Below are 24299 nucleotides of genomic sequence, written 5' to 3' on the forward strand. Positions count from 1 at the left end.
ATTACTTAATCGGCAAGTAAAAATGCGCTGCTATTTTAAAACTGTAGAATGGGTATACCTGCATTTGTTTACTTTAGTGTAATGAAACGCAACCCTTACCTTTTACTTTGTGCTGTATTGCTATGCTTTGCAGCCTGTAAGCCCGCTAAAAATAAAAATGTTACGGTAGTTGGTTTTGTAGATGCTTTTGAGGATGCTACCATAGCCCAGGCTAAAAATGGTTTTGTAGATGCACTGGCAAAAAACGGTTATAGTGAAAGCAAGGGTAATCTTAAATTAGAGTATAAAAACGCACAGGGCAGCATTCCTACCCTTACCCAAATTGTTAACTACTTTGTTTCTGAGCCGGTTGATGTGCTGGCCACCAGCACTACGCTATCATCGGTTACAGCATCGCAGAAAACAAAGACTATCCCCATTTTTATGATGGTTTCGCCAACGCCCGAACGTGCCCATCTGCTTGATGCTCAAGGTAAGGCGCCCGCTAACCTTTTTGGCACCGTCGAGGATTTAAATTATATCGATACCTCGTTTAACTTGATACCTAAGCTATTAAAACCAAAAACGGGCAAACTGGTAGTGGGGATGATTTACAATCAGTCAGAACCACAATCGGCCGATGCCATGGAGCGTATTAAGCAACTGGCCGGTAAATTAAATATAACGCTGCTGGCTATGCCGCTTAATTCGTCGGCTGATGCTCAACTGGTAACACAATCATTGCTTAGCAAAAACATTGACGCCTTTTTTGCTAACCCGGATAACACCGTGTTTGCTGCCTTCGAAACCATACTAAAAAGCTGCGAACAAAAGCAGGTACCTATTTTTACCAGCGAAGCCGGTTTGGTGCAGCGCGGTGCTGTAGCTGCCTTTGGTGCCGATATTTACCAATGGGGATATCAATCAGGCGAGCAGGCCGCACAATATTTAAAAACACATAAAACCGACGGACTTAAGCCCGAAATGGTAAAAATAAGGAAACGGGTATACAACTTGGCGGCTGCTCAAAAATACCACATCACGGTTCCGCCAAATTTTGAGGCTGTAAAATAATGGACTTTTACATTACAGCCCTGTTACAGGGCTTATGCTTTGCAGGCATTGCACTGGGTATTTATATATCCATGAAGATATTTAACATACCCGACATCACTACCGATGGCAGCTATGCCTTGGGCGGCATTGTAACCGGTGTAATGCTTACGCATGGTTATCCGCTAAGCGTAAGTTTGGTTGCCGTGCTGGTTGCCGGTGCAGTGGCCGGCGCACTGACGGGCATTATTCATACCTGGCTTAAAATAAACGCCCTGCTGGCCGGTATACTGGTGATGACTGCTTTGTATTCAATTAATTTAACTATAGCAGGCCGCTCAAACCTACCGTTAATTAATACTGCTTCAGTATTTTCGGTATTTGGTTTCTCTACCGATCCTAATTTAAACAATCTGCTGTTGTTGCTTTTAATAGTGGCCGTAATCACCGGCTTTATCGGCTACTTACTCAAAACCGATTTCGGTATTGCTATGTGTGCTACCGGTAACAGCGAGACCATGATTAGGGCACTGGGTGTAAATACCAGTCGCATGAAAATTATTGGACTGGCTCTGGCCAATGCCCTTACTGCTTTGAGCGGATTTTTAATTACCCAGTTGCAAGGCTTTGCTGATATTAACATGGGCATCGGTATCGTAATCATTGGTTTGGGTTCGGTAATTATTGGCGAAACACTGATCAACTGGTTTAAGCTTACTTCGGTTTGGGGTAGTTTACTGCTGGTACTGGCAGGGGCGGTGGTGTTTCAGATGGTGCTGGCGGTAACGCTGGCTTTGGGCGTAAATGCCAACCTGCTTAAGCTTGTCACGGCAATAATAGTATTATTAATTGTAAGCCTACCCAGGCTGGCCTTATTAAAAAGCAATGATTAAGCTGGATAACGTTACCAAAATATTTAATAAAGGTCAGGCTAACGAGGTGAGGGCTATTGAGGAACTTTCGTTAACCATTAACCCGCAAGAGTATGTGGTGATTGTGGGTGCTAACGGCTCGGGAAAAAGTACCCTGCTTAATTTAGTGGCAGGTAGCATACGGCCTACCAGCGGCGAAATTATACTGGACGGGCAAACCGTAACCCGGCTGGCCGACTATGAGCGTAGCCGCTGGATTGCCCGCGTATTTCAAAACCCGCTGAGCGGCACCGCGCCCGATTTAAGCATACTCGACAATTTCAGGTTGGCAGCCCTGCGCACCCGAAGTAAAGGCTTTGGCATCGGCACCACAGCAGTTTTTAAAAAGCAGGTGCAAGAAAAGGTAGCTACCCTGGGTATGGAACTCGAGAACAAGCTTGAACAGCCCATGGGTACATTGTCGGGCGGGCAAAGGCAGGCACTTACACTGCTGATGAGCGTAATGGATGAGTGCCGCATTTTACTGCTGGATGAACCCACGGCAGCGCTTGATCCACGATCGGCCAACCTGGTAATGGAGGCGGCTAACCAGTTGATAGACACCTTTAAACTGACCGCTATTTTAATCACACATAACCTAAAAGATGCGCATAATTATGGAAATCGGCTTATTCAGATGGGTGAAGGTTGTATTTTGCAGGATTTCGCTACAGTTAATAAATTAAATCTTACGCAAAATAAAATTTTTGAGTGGTTTAGCTGAGTTTTGGCAGCGTAATTGTAATGGTAGGTGCATCTATGAAAAACAACCATTTTGCACCCATTAAAGATGCGTACCAATTAGTGCAAGGCGCTAAAATTAAAGGTATTAGACACGAAGAGATATTTGAGTTAGGCCATTATGATCCTAACAAGCGTGGTTATACAGTTTACCCATATGAGGATGGTGTAAAATTTGATGATTTTAGTGTTATAGTAAGCGAGAAAGAACTTAAAAATCATTACGTTATCGAGGCAGTAAATGTTAACATGCCTATTGTTGAACAAGCTGCAGTTACCTCATCATTTACCCGCTTAGGCTTAGCCAGTTAAATAAATTCTATCTACCTATATACAAATAGCATCTTTTTAAATTTTTATTATCTTTGATCAAAATTTAAAAAGATGCTATCCCTGTTTAATACCCACACATTACGCTCTGTTCGGCCCATGTGGCTGATGCGGGATGAGTTCGCGGTAAAATAGCCTTCCTCTTCCTGCCCGCCGGTAATGCCGGTCACCATCAGTTTATTTATTATTTATAATTTAAGCGGCTACGTCGTTTAAAGCTTCAATGTTTTTTTGACATGGACATTTTTTATACCATCGACGAAAAGTATTTGCAGGCGGTGGAAGAGTTTCGATATGGTGAATCTCCGAAGTGTTTGCAATTACTTAACGAAATTTTGGCCACCGACCCAAGCTATGCACGCGCGTGGTATTTGGCCGGCCAAATACATTATCAATACCTTAACGATTACCAACAGGCAGGTTACTGCTTTAAAACCTGCAACGAACTGGAACCAACGTTTCCGGATGTTTACGAGCCTTACATCAAATTGCTTGCATTTTTAAACATGGATAAGCACTTAACGGCAGTTAAACAGCAGGCTTTACAGATGCCGGGCGTTGACCATGCTGTAATCTGGAATCTGCTTGGCCAGTATGCCGAACGGCATCTTAACCTGGCAGAAGCCCGCCACTGTTACGAGAAGGCCTATGTGAAGGTAATTGTTACCGAGCAGATGGAAGAAATTGAAAGTAGCCTGGAACGTGTTGCTACCAAGCAGGCACGTAAAGCTGCTTATCAATACAGCTTATCCTGATGTTTAAGGGCTGCCGAAATTAAGGCAGCCCTTACTGTTAACAAACACTTAACTCGCGAAGTGATTTGGCTTAACAGTGTGTTTATACTTTTGACGGTTAAACACACTTGTTATGAAAAAAATATTACTCCTTTCACTGCTATCAATGAGCCTCCTCGCCTGCAAGAAAGGCACAGACACTACCGAACCCGAATTTTTTGTAAACGAAGATGCCGCCACCTTTGCCGAGTTGGGCTCGATAGACATTGGTGATGTGGGCGCTGCCGAAATTTCGGCCTATGACCCGGCTACTAAACGATTATTTGTGGTTAATAACAGCGCCGTCAACAAAGTTGATGTGATCGATTTTTCGAACCCGGCAAGCATGAAGGTAATTACTTCTATCAGTATGGCTCCTTACGGTGGTGCGGTAAACAGCCTTTCTGTGTCTGATGGTAAGTTGGCCGCGGCTATCGAGTCGACCGATAAGCAGGCTAACGGTAAAGTTGCCGTTTTTAAAACAAGTGATTACAGCGAAATCAAAGCAATCACCGTAGGTGCCCTGCCCGATATGATTACCTTTTCGCCAGATGGCAAGTATATTTTAACTGCTAACGAGGGTGAGCCTAACGCTACTTATACCAATGATCCCGCCGGTTCGGTATCTATTATTACGGTTGATAATAACTATACTGTTACCACCGTTGACTTCTCTGCCTTTGCCGGTCAGCGCACAGCACTGGTAGCTAAAGGCTTTCGCATTTTTGGGCCTAACAACGATTTTGTGAAAGACATTGAGCCAGAATATATCACGGTATCTGAAGACTCAAAAACTGCCTGGATAACCTTGCAGGAAAATAATGGCATTGCCAAATTGGATTTAGCCTCTAAAATATTTTCAAACATTTTTCCGCTGGGCTTTAAAGATTACAACGTAAGTGGTAACGAGATTGATCCAAGCGATTTGGACAACAAGGTTGGGGTAGGGGCTTTGTGGCCTGTAAAGGGCATTTACATGCCTGATGCCATCGGTGTTTATACAGCTAACAACATCCCATACTTGTTTACCGCCAACGAAGGCGATGCCCGTGAGTATGGTAGTTTTGTTGAGGCTAAACGTGTTAAAAGTATTACTTTGGATGCTACTGCATTTCCAAACCGCAACACCCTGCGTGCCGATGACCAGTTAGGCCGTTTAAACATAACCTCGACTTTGGGCGATACCGACGGTGATGGCGATTACGATGCATTATATTCGTTCGGTGCACGCTCTTTCAGCGTATGGAACGGTAATGATGGTACGCAGGTGTTCGACAGTAAAAATGAACTGGATAAAGTAACGGTAGCCGCCGGCCTGTATGATGACAATCGTAGCGACGACAAATCGGTAGAACCCGAAGGAATTGCCGTTGGTAAGGTGGGGACAAAAACCATCGCCTTCGTGGGTATGGAACGTGCCGATGCAGTAGCCGTTTATGATGTGACTGACCCAACTAAACCCAAGTTTTTACAGTTGTTTAAGAGCGGTGATGCACCTGAAGGCGTGATGTTCATCCCGGCCAAAAACAGCCCGACCAAAAGGAGCTTGCTGGTAGTAAGCAGTGAAGAGGACGGCGTGGTGAAAGTTTTTACACCTAAAACTATATAACAAAAAAATTTCAACCTGTGCTTTACCAAGCGGATGCTCCACGAGAGGTCCGCTTTTTTTGTTAACTGACAATTGGGACGGCGCTCCAAATAGGATTCTTGCAAAAAGTTCAATCTTATTGTAACATCGGTGTCCTGAGCGCTATCTTATTATTGCTTTAAAAATTTACCTTAAACAACATGACTATTGATCAAAATTCTCCGCAACCTTCGGTTTATTAATTTTGTATTGTAAAAACTATTAGTAAAGTGTTTAGCAGCAAATTAGCTTTTGAGGTTGACCTTGGGCAGGATGCCGATGCTAACACCACTTATAGTGCCATTAACAATAAAACCAGGAAAGTGAGCGAGTTTAATAACCAAGTAGATGCGCTCAATTATCTGTCTGCTTTAGGATGGGAACTTGTAAATGTTAATTACCGTGAGTTTAGCGGCACCACACATAACAGTCCCGAATATTTGTTAAGGCGTCGTGTTTGATTTTAATGAAGAACAGGTTCACATCGTGATTTATTTGTTATATATTGAGCAGATAAATAAATAATTAGCCGGTTACCGGTTGCTTTACTCATGAAAAAGCTATCGATCCTGTTTTTATTGCTCCTTCCTATCTTAAACAGCTGCCGTAAAAACGAAACTGCCGTGGTGCAGGAAGAATCGGGTACGATAACTCTCAACCAGGCATCTTATAAATTAACAGCCGGTGACACGGTAGTGGTTAAACCGCAGTTCAGCACAACCGCCTTTGCCAAACGGAAATTTGTATGGAGTGTTACGCCGGCAAATGTGGCATCAGTAAAGGTTGGAGCCGATAACGCCTGCACCATCACCGGCCTTACGCCAGGTACAGCGAACGTGAAAATTGAAGCAGAAGATAAATCCGTTTCTGCCAGTTTAAATGTGTCTGTTAGTTATCTGCCCGTTAAAACCGTCTTGTGGGTAGGCACTTCGATCCCTCAATGGTGTACATACCCGCTTAATGCCTGTGCCGGTTTAGGACTCAAATGCATTAATACCAGTATCAGTTCGAGCGGTATTTGCTTAAATTTCGGCGTGCTGAATAATGTGCGGGACGGGCTCGACCTTTGCGAAACTATGGAAGAAAAGAAGGCGCGTTACCAGGGTAAAGTATCTGCAGTCGTTCTGGATGCTTATTACAACAGTTCTTACGAACGGGCCATTCTACCTTATTTAACCCAGGCAGATGCTATTGTCTTCGATCATGGTTTTAATGATGCATATCAAATTAATAAAGACATTACCTCCGGTATTGACTGGAACTCCACCGACCGGTCTACTTACATAGGCGCATTTAATTATTTGATGAAGGAGATTTTGAAACGCAAGCCGTCGGTGAGGATAATTATTGGCGGGTATTTAGAAAACCAGTCTGATTACCAGGTAAGGGCCGGCAAAGTGATTTGCCAGATGCAGCAGACCATAAGCAGCCACTACAATTATGCTTTGCTGGATGTTTGGAATTATACGGGTATCAAATACAATTTTGTTCCAAACACCAGTAATTACATCAAAGATTTTAATACCCGTTACGGCACCGCTTACACCAACTATATAACGGATGCCAGCGGTAATATTACTGACTTTCAAGTGTTTTGCCCTGACGGAATCCATCCGTTTTCGGACCTAAGCGGCAACGCTGACCGTAAATTGGATGCAATTTATACCGACTTGTTAAAGAAAGCGATCAACTAAATCATACTTCGCTTAGTTGGGCACGAAATAGAAAAAATATCCGCCTAAATGTTTTTAGACGTTAGCAGTGACGACCTGACTATTGAACCCTCACGGCCAATCTTTTTGGCATTTTCTACCTCCATCATCTGCAACTGCCCAAAACGAACTTCTAACTGGAAGTCGATAATATTTTCATAATCGTTTTTGCGCTTGTTGCCGTATTTTGTAATTACAATCATCAGCTCTACAATCAAAAAGAACGAAAAGAATACCACGTAAATGATACCGGTGCTCAAGTTGCCAGTGATTAAAGATATCATGACAGAAAACTCTTCGAGCAAGCCGCTCGGCTTGTCCATAATTTCTTTGTGTGCATTGATACGTGTTTGCAGTTTTTCGTTATAAACCTTCGAGATTTCGTTGCGTATATTTTGACGCTGAGTGGCAAATGTTTTTAAGTAAGATTCCTGCCCTTTGGCAATGCTGCCGTAACCTACACTACCGGATGATTTGCCTTTACCGTAAACCTCATTGTTAAAACGGTTTTGCTGTTGCTGTATCTCCTGGTCAATTTTCGACAAGTCGGTGTTTAGCCGGTTCAGTTTATGGTCAAGCTCGGCGTTTAATGATTCTACACGGGCTTCCACAATGCTTTTGCGCGATTCTTCCAATTTCATGGCAATATCTTGCTTAAACATATACTGGTCAATCATTACAGCGCCAATACCTGCCATAATCAGCGCCAGCGCAATCCTTGAGGCAAATAGCAGCGGCGTTTTATCGGATGTAATAATTTGCCTTTCAATTTGTACTACAGCCACAATGGCAATTAATCCGCTTAAAATGCTCAGCCACCCGTTAAGCCCTAAATAGTGATTGCCGAACGAAAAGCCTACAAAAAACCAGATCAAACTAATGAGAATAATGGCAGATATGTATCGCTTGGCATCGCGCTTGGTGAGTTCGCTGCAATCTTTTACAATGCGGTAATCCCAACCTATTAAAAAGCACGAGAGCTTAAGCCACCAGGTGTTTTTTGACGCTGCTGCCATGTTTAAATATTGCTTGAGGTAATAAAGCTGTTAGACAGGGCAGATGCTCCGCGCTTAAAACCTTTGGTATACGATAACTTGATGCGCTCAATTTTGCCGCGATTGTTGGCAATATCTACACGCTCCTGCTCCACAAAGTTAAGATGCTCAGTTACAATGGTCTTTTTAGCTTTCAGACCCTCAACCACCTCGGTAAGCCCCATTGCCTCGCGGGTGATAATATGAAAGTTAAGTTCAGTTAAAAACTCCTGAAACTTGTGCCTTGCCTGGTCTATCTTTAAATGGTAATCTCTCATCAGCAACTCCAGGTTTTCGTTCAGGTAGTGCGTATCTGGCTGCACAATGGCATCAGCATAACCCTTTGACTCAAAATCCATGTTGAGATAAGCAAATATTTCATCAATCAGGGTTGATTTGCTGGTCACTACAGTTTCAGGACGGCTGTCGGCCGCGAGGGCGTCATCATCTTCGGCCACAAACAGGCTTTTGTCGATGCTGTTATCAACAATTTCGAGCTCGGCTGATTCCTGGTTGCTGCCAAACTTCCGTTTCAAGTAACTTAAAACTCCCATTTATATGTATTTAATTGGTATTTTATAGAGTTGATGCCCTTTAATATGGCAATGCCTGCAGATGGTAATCAGTAAATTGTCGCTGTAATCCCATGGGTCTTTAAACACCTGTATCTTTTTTAAGTACAGGTACTGGCGGTGGTGCACCTGCAAGTGCCAGGTAGAACTGCAATTGCGGCACTTATACTCGTCGCGTTTCAGGATGCTCTCTCTTTTCAGCTTCCATCGCGGGTCGAGCATTTTTATGCGGTAGGTTTCATCAATAACAGACTGATCGAGTGGCACTTTGAAACAGATATAGTATTAAAAATATCATTAAATATAAGGGTATTTTATAATATGCCGAAAACTTTTTTACTGCTTAAGTGTGTTCGTGCTTTGCTGCCGTATTAAAAAGGGTAGCTCGCTGGTGTGCCTCCGTCATGCCTCGTATTGGTGATTAGCAAAAAAAGACTACGCGTCGTTAGTCATAAAAAAACCGCCCTGTTTTAACAAGGCGGTTTTAGTAAAAAAGATTATCTAAGAAAATGGCTTATTCAAACCAAGCCATTACACTTTCCTTAGTAGGTACGGTGATGTCTAACTTTAATTTTTTACGCATACCACCTAAGTCATTAAATACTTTGTTAGGGTTAGCTGCCTTCAACTCTTCAACAGTTTTAAAGCCCATCTGGTTTATAACGATAACCCATTCGGCCGGCACTCCGATTTTTTCAAAATCGTCTGGCGTACTCATTTTTGCTTTCTTTTCGGGGCGCATCTGGGGGAAAAATAAAACTTCCTGGATGGTGCTTTGGTTGGTCATCAGCATCACCAAACGGTCGATACCTATACCCAGGCCCGAGGTTGGCGGCATGCCGTATTCCAAGGCACGCAAAAAGTCGTCGTCCATCGCCATGGCTTCATCGTCGCCGCGGCCGGCCAACACCAATTGCTCTTCAAAACGCTCGCGCTGGTCAATCGGGTCGTTCAGCTCGCTGTAAGCGTTGGCTATTTCCTTGCCATTTACAAACAGTTCAAAACGCTCAACCAAACCGTCTTTGCTGCGGTGTTTTTTGGCGAGTGGCGTCATCTCGATAGGGTAGTCGGTGATGTAGGTAGGTTGTATCAGGTGAGCTTCTACCTTAGCGCTAAAAATCTCATCAATCAGTTTGCCTTTACCCATAGAGGCATCTACGTCAATGGCTAAATCGCTACAGGTTTGGCGCAGTTGGGCCTCGTCCATCATTGACACATCAATGCCTGTGTATTTCTGTATAGAGTCATACATCGATAGTTTTAAGTACGGGCCGGCAAAGTTAATTTCGTGCTCGCCAACTTTAACTACCGGGTTGCCGTGTACGGCCTGGGCTACCTTTTCAAGACATTCCTCAACCATGGCCATCATCCAAACGTAGTCTTTATAGGCTACATAAATTTCCATGGCGGTAAACTCCGGGTTGTGGGTGCGGTCCATGCCCTCATTCCGGAACATTTTACCAAACTCGTAAACGCCATCAAAACCGGCTACAATTAAGCGCTTTAAATACAGCTCGTTGGCAATGCGCAGGTAAAGCGGCATATCCAACGTGTTGTGGTGGGTATTAAACGGACGAGCAGCCGCACCGCCATGTATGGCTTGCAAAATAGGCGTTTCTACTTCCATCCAGCTTTGCTCATTAAAGTAATTACGCATGGTGCCAATAACTTTAGAGCGGTTGATGAAAATTTGTTTGTATTCGGGGTTAACCGTTAAATCTACATAACGCTGACGGTAGCGTAGTTCCGGGTCGGTAAAGCCATCGTAAACGTTGCCATCATCGTCGCGTTTAACAATGGGCAGTGGTTTTAATGATTTGGCCAGCACCTGTAGTTCCTGCACGTGTACCGAAACTTCGCCGGTTTGCGTTAAAAACACGTAGCCTTTAACGCCTACATAATCGCCAATGTCCAGCAATTTTTTAAAAACGGTGTTATATAAAGTCTTATCCTCACCGGGGCAAATATCGTCGCGTTTAATGTAGATCTGCACGCGGCCGGTAGTATCTTGCAATTCGGCAAACGAAGCGCTGCCCATGATACGGCGCGTCATGATACGGCCGGCCAGGGTAACCTCCTTATATTGCTCGGGGTTGTTATTAAAGTTAGTGTTAATGTCATGGGCCCAGGCATTAACCGGGTAGGCCTCGGCAGGATAGGGATTGATACCCAATGCACGCAATTGCTGTAGCGACTCGCGACGTAAAATTTCCTGCTCAGATAAAGCTGCAATACTCATAATGATAACGGTATTATTGAAACGGGCAAAGATAGGGGTTTGTGTGTAAGTTGCGGCGTTATTGTAATTTATTAGGTCAACGCTGCAACTGTCAGTTTTCAACCGTTAAATGGCTGATAAGTTTGGGCGTGGGGTGTAATTACAACTAATTCCTATTAAAATTAATTAAGCGGCCTTTTTATTTACACTAACCGTTTCATTCCTGTTATTAACTACCTGTACGCTCGGTTTCCCAAATCGCTGTTGCTGTATGCGGTCATACTCTTTAACATAGTCGGGATGCTCGGTACCCATCAGCCGGTCCCAAACCCTGAAGTACAGGCCGTAGTTTCCCTTAAATTTGCTATGGTGAACGTTGTGATGTACCGAGGTGTTCAAAACCTCAAATAGAACGCTATTTCGCAGCTGCTTAGGCGCTATCTCATAACCTAAATGTCCGTAAACATTGATTATGAAGCCTATAATAGTAAACAGGATGACGGTAAGCGGATGGACTGGGATGAGGAATATAATTACAAACAGCACGGCACCCTCTGTCCAGGCTTCTAAAAAATGAAAAGAATAGGAAGCCCAGGGCGATGGGTTGGTAGACTGATGATGCACTAGATGTGCCAGCTTAAACAGTTTTTTGTGGTGCAGCAGGCGGTGCATCCAGTAAAAGTAAGTATCATGGATGATGAGGCTGATGATTAAGCTCACCCAAATCCACCAACCGGGGAATTCGTTAATATTAGTGTATAACCGGGTATAGTTTTTAATCGGGCTGTGCAGGGCTAGATAACCTATAATGGCAAATACTAGGGTGGTTTGCAGCGAATGCCCAATCTCGCGGACGAAGTCTTTTACGTTGGCCCGGCGGTTCTGAATTTTATTTTTGTTAAACCAGGTATTAAACAGTTTATAAAATAATAGGAATGGTATACCCGCCAATACAAAGTAACGGATGGCCGATAAACTAAAATGTTTAAACAGGATAGTTGATGTCTCTTGCATAACGCTTCTTGGTAAATCTGTTGATACAAATTTAAAGCAAGCTGCGCCCTGCAGCAGTTAACAAAAGATAATTAACGTTTAGGCGTTTGGCTGATTCGCTTACGGATGCGGCTTAACGATACGGGAGTAATGCCCAACAGGGTGGCCAGGTATTTATTGGGCACCCGGTTAAAGATGTTAGGCTTTTCGGTTAGCAGATGCAGGTATCTCTCTTCGGGGGTGAGCAGCACGAATGATTCCATACGCTCCAGTGCTTCCGACAGCATACGCAGCAAGATGACGTTGCGGTAAGATGATAACTTTGGGTTATTATCTAATATGTTTTCCATCCGGCCGTAGTCCAGTTCCATAAGGGTAATATCTTCAAGCGCCTGATAGGTAAAACGCGATGGCTGGTTTAAAATTACCGTATCGTGCGAAGCGATAAACTGATTTTCCCAGCGCAGCATCAGCGTTACATCGTCGCCGTTGTCTTTAATGCGGTATGCCCTAATGAGCCCTTTGCGTATAAAGCCCAGCTTTTTGGACGTTGCGCCCTGTTCAATATAAACACCTCCGGCGGGTATGCGTTTTACCTGGGCCATTTTAAACAGCTCATACAAATCGGCAAGGCTTAAGCCTTTAAATATGCCGAGGTAAAATTGAATATCGTCGGGACTGAGCATTGTCTATTTTAAAGACGTTGGGGTTCCGGGTTGAAAGCCAAATATAGTATTAGATCCCCTGTTCCATAGCTGCAGAAGAACTATATTTAAAGGAAGTTGATTACAAGCGTATTCTTCAATAACGCCGTATTTAAAGTAAAGCGATACGTTAAAACCATCCTCTATATCATTATACCAAATAACCTGTTTTCCCATAATTGCTACTACCCAAAAACCATTACCCTCTTCTCCATATCCTTCCTCATTCCATTTTTCAGGTTCAATACGTATAAAATTCCAAAAGGTTGATAAATTACTCGAAAGCTCTTTTTCAGCTTCTCGAATTTCATTTTGTAAATTTAAATAGGTTATTGGTGACCAAGGCATAAATAAAAACTAATCTGCGTCCACTTCCTGCATGTACATGTCGTCAATGGCTTGAGCATATTTCTTTTCAATCACTTTACGCTTGGCTTTCAGGGTAACGGTCATTTCGCCTTCTTCCATGCTGAACGGGTTGCGTTTAATTTTGAAGTTTTTGATACGCTCAAACTTAGCCAGCTCATTGCTGAGCTTGCGGATATCTTGTGCCAACCAGTCGGTCACCTGCTTTTCATCTACAAAAGGTTCGGGTTGTTCAAACCAGGTTTCTTTAAAGCCGAAGGTTTCCTGCAGCAGCTCTTTAGGCGGTACAATAATGGCAGTAACATACTCGCGGCGGTCGCCGACTAAAAATATCTGCTCTATTTTAGGGCTCTTGAGGTAAGTGTTTTCTACCGGGGTTGGATATATATTTTTACCGTAAGCATTCACCAGCATGTTTTTTAAGCGGTCAGTAATTTGCACGTAGCCTTTATAAAACCGGCCAATATCGCCGCTATGAAACCAGCCGTTGGTATCAATGGCTGCCTTAGTTTCTTCGGGTTTGTTCCAGTAACCCTTCATCACGGCTACGCCCTTAATCAGGATTTCGCCCTCAGGAGAGGTAAACTGCGGATCCATAGACTGGTGGGTTTGCACAGTATAAATTTTACCGGTTTCCACATCCTGAATACCAAATTCAGAACCCGGCAGAATGCGCCCGGCTGTACCGTATACCTGGCGGTCAAATTCGGTTACGCAAACCGGACCGGTAGTTTCGGTTAGGCCATAGCCCTCCAGCACCGGGATGCCCACATTGCCGAAAAATTCACCTACGTTTTTAGGCAACGCTCCCCCGCCCGAAATCAGGAATTTTAAACGGCCGCCGGTTTTTTCTTTAATTTTGCTGAACACCAGCTTGTCGGCCAGTTTTTGTTGGTTGCGCAAAATCAAACCCGGCTTTTTGCCGCTTTCACGAGCTGTGCGGTATTTGGCACCTACTTCAAATGCCCAATAAAAAATCTTGGTTTTCATGCCTCCGGCGGTGGCACCGTTTTTCATGGCCTTGTCGTGAATGCGCTCTAACAAGCGGGGTACGCAATTCATAATGGTAGGCCGCACCTCGGTCATGTTTTTAGCCAATAGTTCCAGGCTTTGCGAAAAAGCAATACGAGCACCGGCACCCATACAGATATAATAGGTAGCCGCCCGCTCAAATACGTGCGACAACGGCAAAAACGACAGAAACACGTCATCTTTGTCTACAATCGATATCTGGTTAAGGCCGCCCCAAACCGTTTGTACAAAGTTGCTGTGCATCAGCATAACGCCTTTAGGTGTACCGGTGGTACCCGAGGTGTAAATAAGGCACGACAAATCTGAAGGTAAGATAGCCTCGCGGGCAATGTTAATAGTTTGGTTATATTGCTTAACCAACGGCTGGCCTTGCTGTATCACATCGGCCAGGCTAATCACACCAGCGTTAAGATTGGCTTTTTCAGTATACTTTTCAAATTCATCGAAAGCCGGGATAATGCGCATGAGCACGGGGCAACTGTTAGCCACTTTAACTACTTTGCGCAACAAAAATGGATTACCCACCAGCAAAACTCTTACGCCAGAATCATTCAAGATGTATTCGGTTTCGGCCTCGGTAAGGGTAGGGTAGATGGATGTATTAATGGCGCCGATTTGCTGCAACGCCTGGTCAAAATAAATATACTCCGGGCCATTTTCAATCACCAAACCAATGCGGTCGCCTTTTTTAATACCCAGGTGCAGAAACCAGGCCGATATGGCATCTATGTTTTCGATAGCCTCGCGGTAGGAGATGTCAACCCAGGTATCCTTAACCTTGTGCGTTAAAAACGGATGCGTATCCGGGTGAATATGAGCAACAATATGGCGAATTAAGGCAGGAACGGTAGTAGGCTTTTGAACGGAGTTCATCAAGGTTAAATGTTTGGCTTATAATAAAAACAAACTTAGGGCAAGTATTTAACATATACAATACCAGGTTCTACGCCCTTGTAAAATAGCTACAATGGTGATTTGCTTTTGTTTGGTGATGAGTGTTTAACTAGCTTATGTCATCTGAAATACGAAGCCTAGTATCGATTGTATGCAAGAAAGAATTATTTTATCTTGACTTGCAACGGTTCTACACGGTTAAATACTTGGTAACTAATGTCTCTAATGTTCACTTCCAAAGGGTAATTTGTTTTCATGATGTTGACATTGAGGCTGCCATCTGTATTAAGCGGTACAGATAAATAACGTTTGGTATCGGCCATGGCGGGAGTGATGCTGCCTTTAATTAAATTAGCGGTTAAGACAATGGCAACGATGGTAAGGATGATTTTGGTGTAAAGATCGGTATTCATGATGTTTAAGGATTAAGCTCGAATATTGAAGTTAGCGATTATGATGATTGTTGCTTACTAATTCTGAAAACAAAAGTTTAATGTCAAGAAGTATTTTGGTCGGATTTTTTTTTGGGAGTGAGAGCAGATTATCATATTAATGATTGATGATTTTTTGAAGTCCTTATTTAACGTATACATTCCCTCTATAGGAACAGGCCTTTTTAAAACCTTATTAATGTCTTTTCCTTCTTTTGTTTGCAGAAAGTGTATGAATGAAAAGGCTTGATCGCCTGTCGTATTAAAGATCATCTTCTTCATACCCTTTACAATGGAGGTTTTTGTAAAACCCTTTGACATCACCGTTGAAAGAAAAATCAAGAAAGTCGGAGTAGATTAAATCGAACGCTTCCCATGCTAACGATTAAGAGACAAAGAAATATATCTTGCCTATATCTGTTCCCAATCCACCTGAGTTAATGGCATATAATCCTTTCACAACATCATCGACTACTAATAAATATTGGGAGTATTCTCCAATTCGTAGAAGTATCTTTCTTTGATTCATAATACAATGGATCTTTTCGATCTTTCACTGCCCGAACCTAATATCCTGATCCAACCATTTTCGATCAAAATTCCTCCAGTAAAATATGTAATTGCTCCCATAGGTGAGCGTGTTGTTAGCTGAAGATTGTACAGAGTTTCATGAGCTCTCACTTTATTCTTCAAGGAAAAAGCAATTTTATTTTAAGCGTTAGTTGCCGCTCTTTGACTAAAGCAATGCCTAACGAATTGGCAGTTAAATGTCTTATCGGTTTCATCGAATTTTGAGCTATAGTTACATTAGCTGTAAATACTATGAACATAACAAGTAAGAATTTCGGCATTTCAAATAGTAGGCTGGTCAAGATACAAACAAAAAAGGCACCCCAATCAGAGTGCCTTTCCAAAATTCTATCAAATCCCCTTTACACCGAGAAGCTTTCGCCACAACCGCAAGTGCGGCTGGCATTAGGGTTAGCAAAATTGAAACCTTTGCCGTTCAGTCCGTCCGAAAAGTCGAGCTCGGTACCGGCCAGGTATAAAAAAGATTTCATATCCAGGGCCATACGTACGCCTTTGTCTTCAAAAAACTGATCGCCTTTTTTTTCCTCGTTATCGAAGTCGAGGTTGTATGATAAACCCGAACAGCCACCGCCCTGCACCGAAACCCGTAAAAAATACGAGGCATCCAGCCCGGCATCCTGCATCAGGTGATCAATTTTGCTTTTAGCTTTATCTGTTACGGTTACCATGTTATTTTTAGAATATAGAGTTAAGAATCAAGAATACAGATGTATATCAAGAGAAATGGTTTAAGAGACTTTAAAAAAAGCGCATACGTCTTACCTCATGATCCTATATTCTTGACTCTCCCAAATTAATGGTGTGATTTTTCTGATTCGATGGGAGCCAGGCCGTTTTTAACGCGGTAATCGTTAATGGCAGCTTTGATCGCATCTTCGGCTAATACTGAACAGTGAATTTTTACCGGTGGCAGAGCCAGCTCCTCAACAATATCCATATTGTCAATCGCCATAGCATCATCGATAGATTTACCTTTTAACCACTCAGTAGCTAAAGATGAAGAAGCGATAGCAGAACCGCAACCGAAGGTTTTAAATTTAGCATCGGTGATAACGTTGTTGTCGTCAACCTCAATTTGCAGACGCATTACGTCACCACACTCGGGTGCACCAACTAAACCGGTACCTACTTTGTGGCTGCTCTTGTCGAGCGTACCCACGTTACGTGGGTTAGTGTAATGGTCAATTACTTTATCTGAATAAGCCATAGCTTTAAATATTTATGTTTTTGATCAGAATTTGATGAATTTAAGAATTTACAGAATTCAGTTTCTGATGTATGTTATTTATATTTCTAAATCTGTGCCAAATTATATCTAAATCGGCACATTCATAATTGTTAATTAACTCATTTGCACATTTGCATATCTGCAAATCCGTAAATCAATTAATGTTCTGCCCACTCAATAGAGTTGAGGTCAATACCTTCTTTAAACATTTCCCACAGTGGCGAAAGTTCGCGCAGGTGAGTAACGGCCTTACGGGTAACCTCGATGGCATAATCCACTTCTTCTTCGGTAGTGAAACGGCCTAAGCCAAAACGGATAGAAGAATGTGCAAGGTCATCAGACAAGCCTAAGCTTTTCAGCACGTACGATGGCTCTAAAGAAGCCGAAGTACAAGCCGAGCCTGACGATACAGCTAAATCTTTCATAGCCATCATCAAACCTTCGCCTTCAACATACTTGAAAGAAATGTTAGCGGTATGTGGTAAGCGGTGTTCCTGATTACCGTTTACATAGCTCTCTTCAAGTTTAGTCAGTTCATTCTGCAACTTATCGCGCAGGGCAGATAAACGGGCAGCTTCGCTATCCATTTCGTTATAAGCAATTTCGCAGGCTTTACCTAAACCTACAATGCCCGGTACGTTTAAGGTTCCTGAGCGCATACCGCGTTCGTGGCCGCCACCGTCCATCTGGGCAGTAACTTTAACACGTGGTCCTTTACGGCGTACATACAAAGCACCTACACCTTTGGGGCCATACATTTTGTGAGCCGATAAAGCCAGCAGATCAATACCATCACGGTTAACATCAACCGAAATTTTACCTACCGCTTGGGTTGCATCAGTCATAAACAATGCGCCGTGTTTGTGTGCAATATCTGCAATTTGCCTAACCGGTTGTACAACACCAATTTCGTTGTTGCCATACATAATAGAGATCAGTATAGTTTCAGGTGTCATAGCTGCTTCCAGCTCGGCTAGATCGACCAAACCGTCTTCTTTAACTGCCAGGTAAGTAACCTTACCACCTAATTTCTCTACGTGTTTACAGGCATCTAAAACAGCTTTATGTTCGGTAACTGCAGTGATAATGTGGTTACCCTTATCTTTATACATCTCGAACACACCCTTAATAGCAAGGTTGTCTGACTCAGTAGCACCCGAAGTGAAGATAATCTCTTTTTCGCTTGCACCAATCAGCTTAGCCACCTGCTCGCGAGCGTAATCAACACCCTCTTCGGCTACCCATCCAAAGTGGTGGTTGCGGCTGGCTGCATTACCAAACTTTTGCGTAAAGTACGGCAGCATAGCTTCCAGCACCCGAGGATCCATTGGGGTGGTGGCATTGTTGTCTAAATATATAGGAAGGTTCATATCCGTTGTATTAATAATACAAAGATAAGTATTCTTTTATAGTTAAGTTATACTAAAGAGATAGAGTACGTCATGTTTTTGCCATTTTAGGATGAGCAAAAAGGACGAAAGGACTGCTGCAATATTGTATTGGCAAAGTACCGTTGCAACAGTGAGGCTTTATAATTTAAAGAAACTCAAAAAGAGCAATAACCGGAGCCGTCGGTAACTCCAAAATTTAACGGTGACAATTTTAGATGAAATAAAGCGACTAAGCCTGGTAGTATTGGTAGTAAACGCCCATCAAATTTTCGGCGTTTGAGTTAAAACCGTCTTTGATAGAGTATTCAGCAATTTTTTGAGGCAATAATCCCACAATAGCCAATACAACTAATTTCTGATTTTCCGAATAAGGCTGTCCGTTTTTACGAAACCAGTTAGTTAATAACTCTTTACACCATTCCGTGCGCTTATCGTTATTTTGCTTTTCCCAAAGGTTTTTTGGCACAGTAACTGTGCAGGCCGCATCGTTAATGTCACATCTCGTCATATCAATCAGCTCTTTCTTTGACGATAACGAACCGTTAAATAAGCTTGTAAGATGCTGATCGTCTCTAAAAAAGCGCCATTTAAGCAAAAAATCCATGTGGTCTGCGAATAAGTTATAAACAGCTTATACGATTGGTTATCGTATATGTTACGCAAAAATAAATTAATTGTTTAAATAATCTTAAATTAATTGGGGAAATATTTCTGCAACTTGGGAATGCAAATGCATGTAAATGTTATAAGCGATTTTGGCATGATCTTTATTCTAAAAAGGTACTACAAAAAAACGACTACATCACTGCCTTTAATATTTAACGATAAATATCACACAAATCAGGTTGCCTGATTATTCGCTCACTGCGATGGTAAACCAAAATGTGCTTCCTTCGCCCACTTCGCTGCTTACGCCCACTTCACCTTTGTGGTGTTCAATAATTTCGCGGCAAAGATAGAGACCAATTCCAAAACCGGCGATGTCTTTGGTTTGCTGGCCCTTTACGCGGTAATAGCGTTCAAACAATTGGCCTTGCTCTTCGGACGGTATACCTATCCCCTCATCTTTTACGCTCAGGCGCAGTTTGTTGCTTTCCAGTATATAATCTATTTTAATTGTAGTGCCTGCAGGTGAGTACTTAGCTGCATTGCTGATATAATTATTAATCACCTGACCGATCTTGTCTCTATCAGCCGAGAGCCATACAGAACTGGCGGGGGTAAAAATAATTCGATGGCTATTAATGGTGGTTAATGTTTCTTCTTCAACTTCTTGCAATAGAGCAGCCATGTCAAACTTTTGCTTGTTGATGTGAATCTTGCCCGACTCAAGCCTCGAAACGTTCAGAAAGCCGTTAATCATAGTAGTCATTTTGGCTAACTGCTTGGCAGCTTTATTCATGAGTCCTGCCATCAACTCGTCTCCATTTTTAGCCGCGCGGCTGCGCGAAACCTGTATATAGCCAATAGTGGAAGTGAGCGGCGTTTTTAACTCATGGCTCACCATGCTGATAAAGTCATTTTTACGCTGGTCGTCGCGCCGCTGCTCGGTTACATCGGTACAGGTGCCAAACCATTTTTCAATAAAGCCGGCAGCGTTGCGGTAGGGTACCGAACGCGACAAAAACCAGCGGTATTGTCCATTGGCCCCTAACAGCGGGAAGGTGTCTTCCCATGTATCGCCATGGCTGATGTATTGGTTATATTTTTTGATTATTTGTGGCGCATAATCAGGGTGCAGCAAATTTTGCCAACTATTACTTTTAGTGTCGACTTGGATATCACCGGTGTATTGATACCAGCGTTCGTTAAACCAGTAAGCAGTACCGCTGGCATCGGCCATCCAGGCCAGCTGCGCCATATTATCGGTTATAAGGCGCAGCTGTGCCTCGTTTTCTTGCAGTTGTTGCTGCACCTGCATTAATTGCTCATTGGTGCTTTGCAGTTCCTCGTTGGTCGATATAAGTTCTTCGTTAGAGGTGGCCAGTTCTTCATTAATTTGCTGCAGGTCAGCTTCCTTGTTTAACAGTTCTTCGCGCGCTGCCACGGTATCGGTAATATCCATTACACTCCCTATAAAGCGTTGCGGTACACGTAAATCATTAAAAAACACCTGTCCAATTGCCCGCACGTGCCTGATGCGGCCATCATCAACTCCGACAGTACGGTACTCCACATCATAACGGCCGCCGGTAAGGGTTTGGTTATAAGCGTTGCTAACGGCTTGCAGCGTATGCTCACGGTCGTCGGGGTGCAGGCCTTGCACAAAATCGGTAGTGTAGGTTACGTGCTGGTTGGCGCTTACGCCAAAGAGCTCTTTGCAGCGCTCATCCCAAACCAATTTATCATTAACTACGTCTAAATCAAATAAACCTAACTGGGCCGCCTGTTTAGCCAGCTTTGCCTGCTCAAATGCTGCTTTTAAAGTAAATTCGCTTGCTTTTAATTGATTATTGAGGTATTCCTGTTCGTCGTATGAATTGCGGAGCTCTTCATTCATCGACAACATTTCTTCGTTCAGCGTGGTAAGTTCATTGTTTATAGCTAACAACTCTTCATTGCTGGTGCGTAGTTCCTCATTTACTACGGCAGTTTCTTCATTGGCGGTTTGAAGGTCTTCCTTCCGGCTTTCGAGATCCTGGTTAAGCTGCACAATGCGTTGGTTGGCGGTTTCAAGTTCAATTACTTTTTTGCGTAACTCGAGTTTGTCTATCACCTGTCTGCCCAACAACTGCAAAGCCATCTGCTGGCTATCGCTAAGCTTACGGGATTCCACATCAAATACACAGAGTGTGCCCAACGAAAATCCTTGATTATTAACAAGCGGCACTCCGGCATAGAAAGCTATTCCCATACCGGTTACAATGGGGTTTTGTTTAAAGCGCTGGTCTTGCCGTGTATCTTCAACCAACATAATAGGTTGTGTTGAGGCTATTGCGTGGGCACAAAATGAAATATCTTTGCCCGACTCCGATAGCTCAGTGCCCTTTTTTGCTTTAAACCAATGTCGTTTATCATCTAAAAAACCCACTAAAGCAATAGGCGTTTGGCAAATTGCGGAAGCCAACTCGGCAATGTCATCGAAATCTTTTTCGGATGCTGTATCTAAAATTTGGTAGGAAAGTAATGCATCCTGGCGGGCAATTTCGTTATCGGGCAGCGGAACAGATAAATTTGACACGGCTTTTAAGATAATATCTGGTAAAGGTATGTAAAAATGCAGGTATACCTTTGATTGAAATATTCGTAAAGACGCTTAAGGTCGAAAAATAGTTTTATGTTTTTTAAGGTGTTAATAACAAAGGCAGTAAGGCTCGAGCATGGCGGGTGTATAGTGTAGCAGGTAGTGGTCATAACTGGTAAGCCCCAGGGTACCGAGGCGGTTGTTCAACTCGTCGGGGTTGATGATGGGCAAAGGCTCATATTGTTTTACTAAGCCCCGGGTTAGCCTCATTTGGGTTCCATAAATTTGGTACCCGGTTTCTTGTAAGGCTATGCGGTCGGCAATAATAGCAAACCCATAGGGTGGCAGTAGTCCTTGCTTAGCGGCACGTTCTAAAAAAGCAAAATATTTTTTCTGAACGGTAATATCCGCATGCATAAACGTAATAATGAGTACCCAAGGCGCTGCCTCACCATAATGCGCGGCACCTTTCCATCCCCAGGTATTTACAATAGAGAGTATTTTGATGAGCGTAACCGAATCATCGGCAGCAAATTGTTTTTGCAGCGCGGTCACCACCGCCGAACGCTTCCCGTAACGACTCACCAGCAAATCATAAATATTTTTGTTGATGCGGTAGGTTTGCAGCATTTCAGACATTTCGGCCGCAACAGGTACGTTGAGCGAGTCGGCAAGTGTAGGTAAGCTAACAGCATAACTGCGTCCGCTACCAAGCAGCAGGTACAGCGTAAGCAGGATGAAACGGAGTGCTTTAATCATGATGTTTATATAGTTTTAGGTCAGGCTAATAAAATGTACTTTACTTTTATATCACCTCAACTAAGATACCTCAACAAGGCCTACCGGGTTTATTATTTAACATCCCTTAACATAATGGCGCACCATTAGCTGTTTTTCGACACGGAAGGTTATATATTTGTATCGCCTTTACCGCGCCTGTTCTGAACATAAATTCAGATAAAAAATTAACCGAAAAAAGTTTTTATTTTTAGAACCAAATTAGTATATTTGCGCCTCTTTTGAAAGGAAAGTACACAACATGAAAAAAGACCTGCATCCCTCAAACTATAGATTAGTTGTTTTTAAAGACATGTCTAACGACTACTCTTTTATCACTAAATCATGCATCGATACTCGCGAAACCGTACAGTGGGAAGACGGTAACGAATATCCGTTGGTTAAATTAGAGATTTCGCACACCTCGCATCCATTCTACACCGGTAAAATGAAACTGGTAGATACTGCAGGACGTATTGATAAATTCCGCAGCCGTTACGCTAAAAAGTAATTGCTGTTACAAAATAATTATAAGTCTGGGCCATTAAACAGCCCGGACTTTTTTATTTTTGGCCCATGGCTGTTATATTGTTTGACGATACCGCACATTACACTTTACGCCCGTTAACTTTTACCCGCCCGGTAGCCAACCTGCGCTTAGGCATACTTACCATTGCCGAAAAATGGGCCAAGCACCTGCAAACCGGCTATTCGTATCTCACCCAGCCATACCTGCAAGCTAAGTTTCCGGTACAGTTGCAGGAGCAAAACCTGTTTATCAATGGCTGTGTTTGTCCTGATGCGGATTTGCTCGAAGCCATTGATCGCTTGCGTTCCGGCCAGGCGCTTTACAGTGCCGACTGTTTAATAGCAGTAAAGTTGAACCAAACGGAGGCCGCTGCATTTACGCCCGAGCAAAAGTTTGATGATCAGACACTCTACAATCTGCCATACATCAGCATCCGGTATCCCGACCATATTTTTAAAAAGAACGATACAGAACTTCGGCGCGATTTTGCCTTGCTTACCAAAGGGCGCAGCAGTGCTAACATCAGCAGCACCAATACCATTATCGGCTCTGATTTTTTTGCCGAAGAAGATGCTGTAGCCGAGTGTTCTACTTTTAATACCACTAACGGACCAATATACCTCGGACCGCGTACGGAGGTATGGGAGGGCACGCACATTAGAGGCGGACTGGCACTTTGCCACGACTCTCAGATTAAGATGGGCGCCAAAATATATGGTGCTACCACCATTGGCCCCAAGAGCAGGGTAGGCGGTGAAATCAATAATGCCGTTATCTGGGGGCATTCTGCCAAAGGGCACGAAGGTTACTTGGGCAACTCGGTGTTAGGAGAGTGGTGTAACATTGGTGCCGACTCCAACAATTCTAACCTTAAAAACAATTATGCCGAGGTAAAACTTTGGGATTACACTACCCGGCACTTCCGCAAAACCGGCTTGCAATTTTGCGGTCTTATCATGGCCGATCACTCTAAGTGTGGCATCAATACCATGTTTAACACCGGTACCGTTGTGGGCGTAAGTGCTAACGTGTTTGGCGGTGGTTTCCCGCGAAACTTTATACCCGATTTTGCTTGGGGAGGTGCGCAAGGCTTTGAGATTTACAGCCTCGAAAAAATGTTTGAAACCGTAAAGCTGGTGTACGAACGGCGTAATTTAGAACTGGACGACATAGAACGCCGGTTACTTACCGATATATTTAATTTAACCCAACCATACAGAGTATTTTAA

The 24299-nt window shown here is 43.2% G+C and carries 26 protein-coding genes; 10 read left to right on the forward strand and 16 right to left on the reverse strand.

Annotated features, from left to right (window positions below; genetic code table 11):
* The first annotated feature begins 48 nt into the window (after positions 1-48).
* The 4 genes from AAGR14_RS09215 to AAGR14_RS09230 are packed head-to-tail and all read left to right on the forward strand — an operon-like array spanning position 49 to position 2996.
* Positions 49-1053 carry an ABC transporter substrate-binding protein gene (locus AAGR14_RS09215; RefSeq protein ID WP_342648296.1) on the forward strand — a complete coding sequence of 335 codons (1005 nt, stop codon included), beginning with the start codon at positions 49-51 and terminating at the stop codon, positions 1051-1053.
* Positions 1053-1925 (forward strand): ABC transporter permease, encoded by an 873-nt coding sequence (locus tag AAGR14_RS09220; protein WP_342648297.1) that lies wholly within the window; start codon positions 1053-1055, stop codon positions 1923-1925. The genes AAGR14_RS09215 and AAGR14_RS09220 overlap by 1 nt, the downstream gene beginning before the upstream one ends.
* Positions 1918-2667 (forward strand): ATP-binding cassette domain-containing protein, encoded by a 750-nt coding sequence (locus AAGR14_RS09225; protein WP_342648298.1) that lies wholly within the window; start codon positions 1918-1920, stop codon positions 2665-2667. The genes AAGR14_RS09220 and AAGR14_RS09225 overlap by 8 nt, the downstream gene beginning before the upstream one ends.
* A 35-nt stretch (positions 2668-2702) precedes the next feature.
* Positions 2703-2996, forward strand: a complete 294-nt coding sequence (locus AAGR14_RS09230; protein WP_342648299.1) for a hypothetical protein — start codon at positions 2703-2705, stop codon at positions 2994-2996.
* Positions 2997-3043: 47 nt separating this feature from the next.
* Here AAGR14_RS09230 and AAGR14_RS09235 read toward each other — a convergent pair whose 3' ends face one another.
* Entirely contained in the window at positions 3044-3187 is a 144-nt protein-coding gene (locus tag AAGR14_RS09235; RefSeq protein WP_342648300.1) for a hypothetical protein, read from the reverse strand.
* A gap of 63 nt (positions 3188-3250) precedes the next feature.
* Between AAGR14_RS09235 and AAGR14_RS09240 the strand changes: the two genes are divergently transcribed.
* The 4 genes from AAGR14_RS09240 (at position 3251) to AAGR14_RS09255 (ending at position 7108) form a co-directional block, all read left to right on the forward strand.
* Positions 3251-3769, forward strand: a complete 519-nt coding sequence (locus AAGR14_RS09240; protein WP_342648301.1) for a hypothetical protein — start codon at positions 3251-3253, stop codon at positions 3767-3769.
* Between the two features lie 112 nt (positions 3770-3881).
* Positions 3882-5396 carry a choice-of-anchor I family protein gene (locus AAGR14_RS09245; RefSeq protein ID WP_342648302.1) on the forward strand — a complete coding sequence of 505 codons (1515 nt, stop codon included), beginning with the start codon at positions 3882-3884 and terminating at the stop codon, positions 5394-5396.
* A gap of 248 nt (positions 5397-5644) precedes the next feature.
* Positions 5645-5875: a hypothetical protein gene (locus AAGR14_RS09250; RefSeq protein WP_342648303.1), complete on the forward strand. Its 231-nt coding sequence runs from the start codon at positions 5645-5647 to the stop codon at positions 5873-5875.
* Between the two features lie 90 nt (positions 5876-5965).
* Positions 5966-7108, forward strand: a complete 1143-nt coding sequence (locus tag AAGR14_RS09255; protein WP_342648304.1) for a hypothetical protein — start codon at positions 5966-5968, stop codon at positions 7106-7108.
* A gap of 44 nt (positions 7109-7152) precedes the next feature.
* On the opposite strand, the gene AAGR14_RS09260 is transcribed toward AAGR14_RS09255, so the two are convergent.
* The 15 genes from AAGR14_RS09260 to AAGR14_RS09330 form a co-directional block, all read right to left on the reverse strand.
* Positions 7153-8142 (reverse strand): DUF4407 domain-containing protein, encoded by a 990-nt coding sequence (locus AAGR14_RS09260; RefSeq protein ID WP_342648305.1) that lies wholly within the window; start codon positions 8140-8142, stop codon positions 7153-7155.
* A 2-nt stretch (positions 8143-8144) separates the two neighbouring features.
* Positions 8145-8714 (reverse strand): hypothetical protein, encoded by a 570-nt coding sequence (locus AAGR14_RS09265; protein WP_342648306.1) that lies wholly within the window; start codon positions 8712-8714, stop codon positions 8145-8147.
* Positions 8715-8999, reverse strand: a complete 285-nt coding sequence (locus tag AAGR14_RS09270; RefSeq protein WP_342648307.1) for a hypothetical protein — start codon at positions 8997-8999, stop codon at positions 8715-8717.
* Positions 9000-9246: 247 nt separating this feature from the next.
* On the reverse strand, positions 9247-10971 hold the full coding sequence (lysS, locus tag AAGR14_RS09275) for a lysine--tRNA ligase (RefSeq protein ID WP_342648308.1): 1725 nt from the start codon (positions 10969-10971) through the stop codon (positions 9247-9249).
* A 165-nt stretch (positions 10972-11136) separates the two neighbouring features.
* Positions 11137-11964, reverse strand: coding sequence for a sterol desaturase family protein (locus AAGR14_RS09280; protein WP_342648309.1), 828 nt, complete (start codon positions 11962-11964; stop codon positions 11137-11139).
* A 71-nt stretch (positions 11965-12035) separates the two neighbouring features.
* Positions 12036-12629, reverse strand: coding sequence for a Crp/Fnr family transcriptional regulator (locus AAGR14_RS09285; protein WP_342648310.1), 594 nt, complete (start codon positions 12627-12629; stop codon positions 12036-12038).
* Positions 12630-12632: 3 nt separating this feature from the next.
* On the reverse strand, positions 12633-12995 hold the full coding sequence (locus tag AAGR14_RS09290) for a hypothetical protein (RefSeq protein ID WP_342648311.1): 363 nt from the start codon (positions 12993-12995) through the stop codon (positions 12633-12635).
* A 9-nt stretch (positions 12996-13004) separates the two neighbouring features.
* Positions 13005-14918: a long-chain fatty acid--CoA ligase gene (locus AAGR14_RS09295; protein WP_342648312.1), complete on the reverse strand. Its 1914-nt coding sequence runs from the start codon at positions 14916-14918 to the stop codon at positions 13005-13007.
* Between the two features lie 185 nt (positions 14919-15103).
* Positions 15104-15352 carry a hypothetical protein gene (locus AAGR14_RS09300; RefSeq protein WP_342648313.1) on the reverse strand — a complete coding sequence of 83 codons (249 nt, stop codon included), beginning with the start codon at positions 15350-15352 and terminating at the stop codon, positions 15104-15106.
* A 950-nt stretch (positions 15353-16302) separates the two neighbouring features.
* Positions 16303-16629 carry an iron-sulfur cluster assembly accessory protein gene (locus AAGR14_RS09305; protein WP_342648314.1) on the reverse strand — a complete coding sequence of 109 codons (327 nt, stop codon included), beginning with the start codon at positions 16627-16629 and terminating at the stop codon, positions 16303-16305.
* A gap of 125 nt (positions 16630-16754) precedes the next feature.
* Positions 16755-17168, reverse strand: coding sequence for a Fe-S cluster assembly scaffold IscU (gene iscU / locus AAGR14_RS09310; protein ID WP_342648315.1), 414 nt, complete (start codon positions 17166-17168; stop codon positions 16755-16757).
* A gap of 179 nt (positions 17169-17347) precedes the next feature.
* Positions 17348-18559, reverse strand: a complete 1212-nt coding sequence (locus AAGR14_RS09315) for an IscS subfamily cysteine desulfurase (RefSeq protein WP_342648316.1) — start codon at positions 18557-18559, stop codon at positions 17348-17350.
* Between the two features lie 250 nt (positions 18560-18809).
* Positions 18810-19184 (reverse strand): hypothetical protein, encoded by a 375-nt coding sequence (locus AAGR14_RS09320; RefSeq protein WP_342648317.1) that lies wholly within the window; start codon positions 19182-19184, stop codon positions 18810-18812.
* Positions 19185-19433: 249 nt separating this feature from the next.
* Positions 19434-21761, reverse strand: coding sequence for an ATP-binding protein (locus AAGR14_RS09325; RefSeq protein WP_342648318.1), 2328 nt, complete (start codon positions 21759-21761; stop codon positions 19434-19436).
* A 111-nt stretch (positions 21762-21872) separates the two neighbouring features.
* Positions 21873-22523 (reverse strand): hypothetical protein, encoded by a 651-nt coding sequence (locus tag AAGR14_RS09330; protein WP_342648319.1) that lies wholly within the window; start codon positions 22521-22523, stop codon positions 21873-21875.
* Positions 22524-22803: 280 nt separating this feature from the next.
* Here AAGR14_RS09330 and AAGR14_RS09335 point away from each other — a divergent pair, with 280 nt between their 5' ends.
* Together AAGR14_RS09335 and AAGR14_RS09340 are read left to right on the forward strand one after the other, a co-directional pair.
* Complete coding sequence (locus tag AAGR14_RS09335) at positions 22804-23052, forward strand: type B 50S ribosomal protein L31 (RefSeq protein WP_342648320.1); 249 nt, start codon at positions 22804-22806, stop codon at positions 23050-23052.
* Positions 23053-23117: 65 nt separating this feature from the next.
* Positions 23118-24299 (forward strand): putative sugar nucleotidyl transferase, encoded by a 1182-nt coding sequence (locus AAGR14_RS09340; RefSeq protein WP_342648321.1) that lies wholly within the window; start codon positions 23118-23120, stop codon positions 24297-24299.

The sequence above is a fragment of the Mucilaginibacter sp. CSA2-8R genome (assembly GCF_038806765.1).
Lineage (GTDB): Bacteria > Bacteroidota > Bacteroidia > Sphingobacteriales > Sphingobacteriaceae > Mucilaginibacter.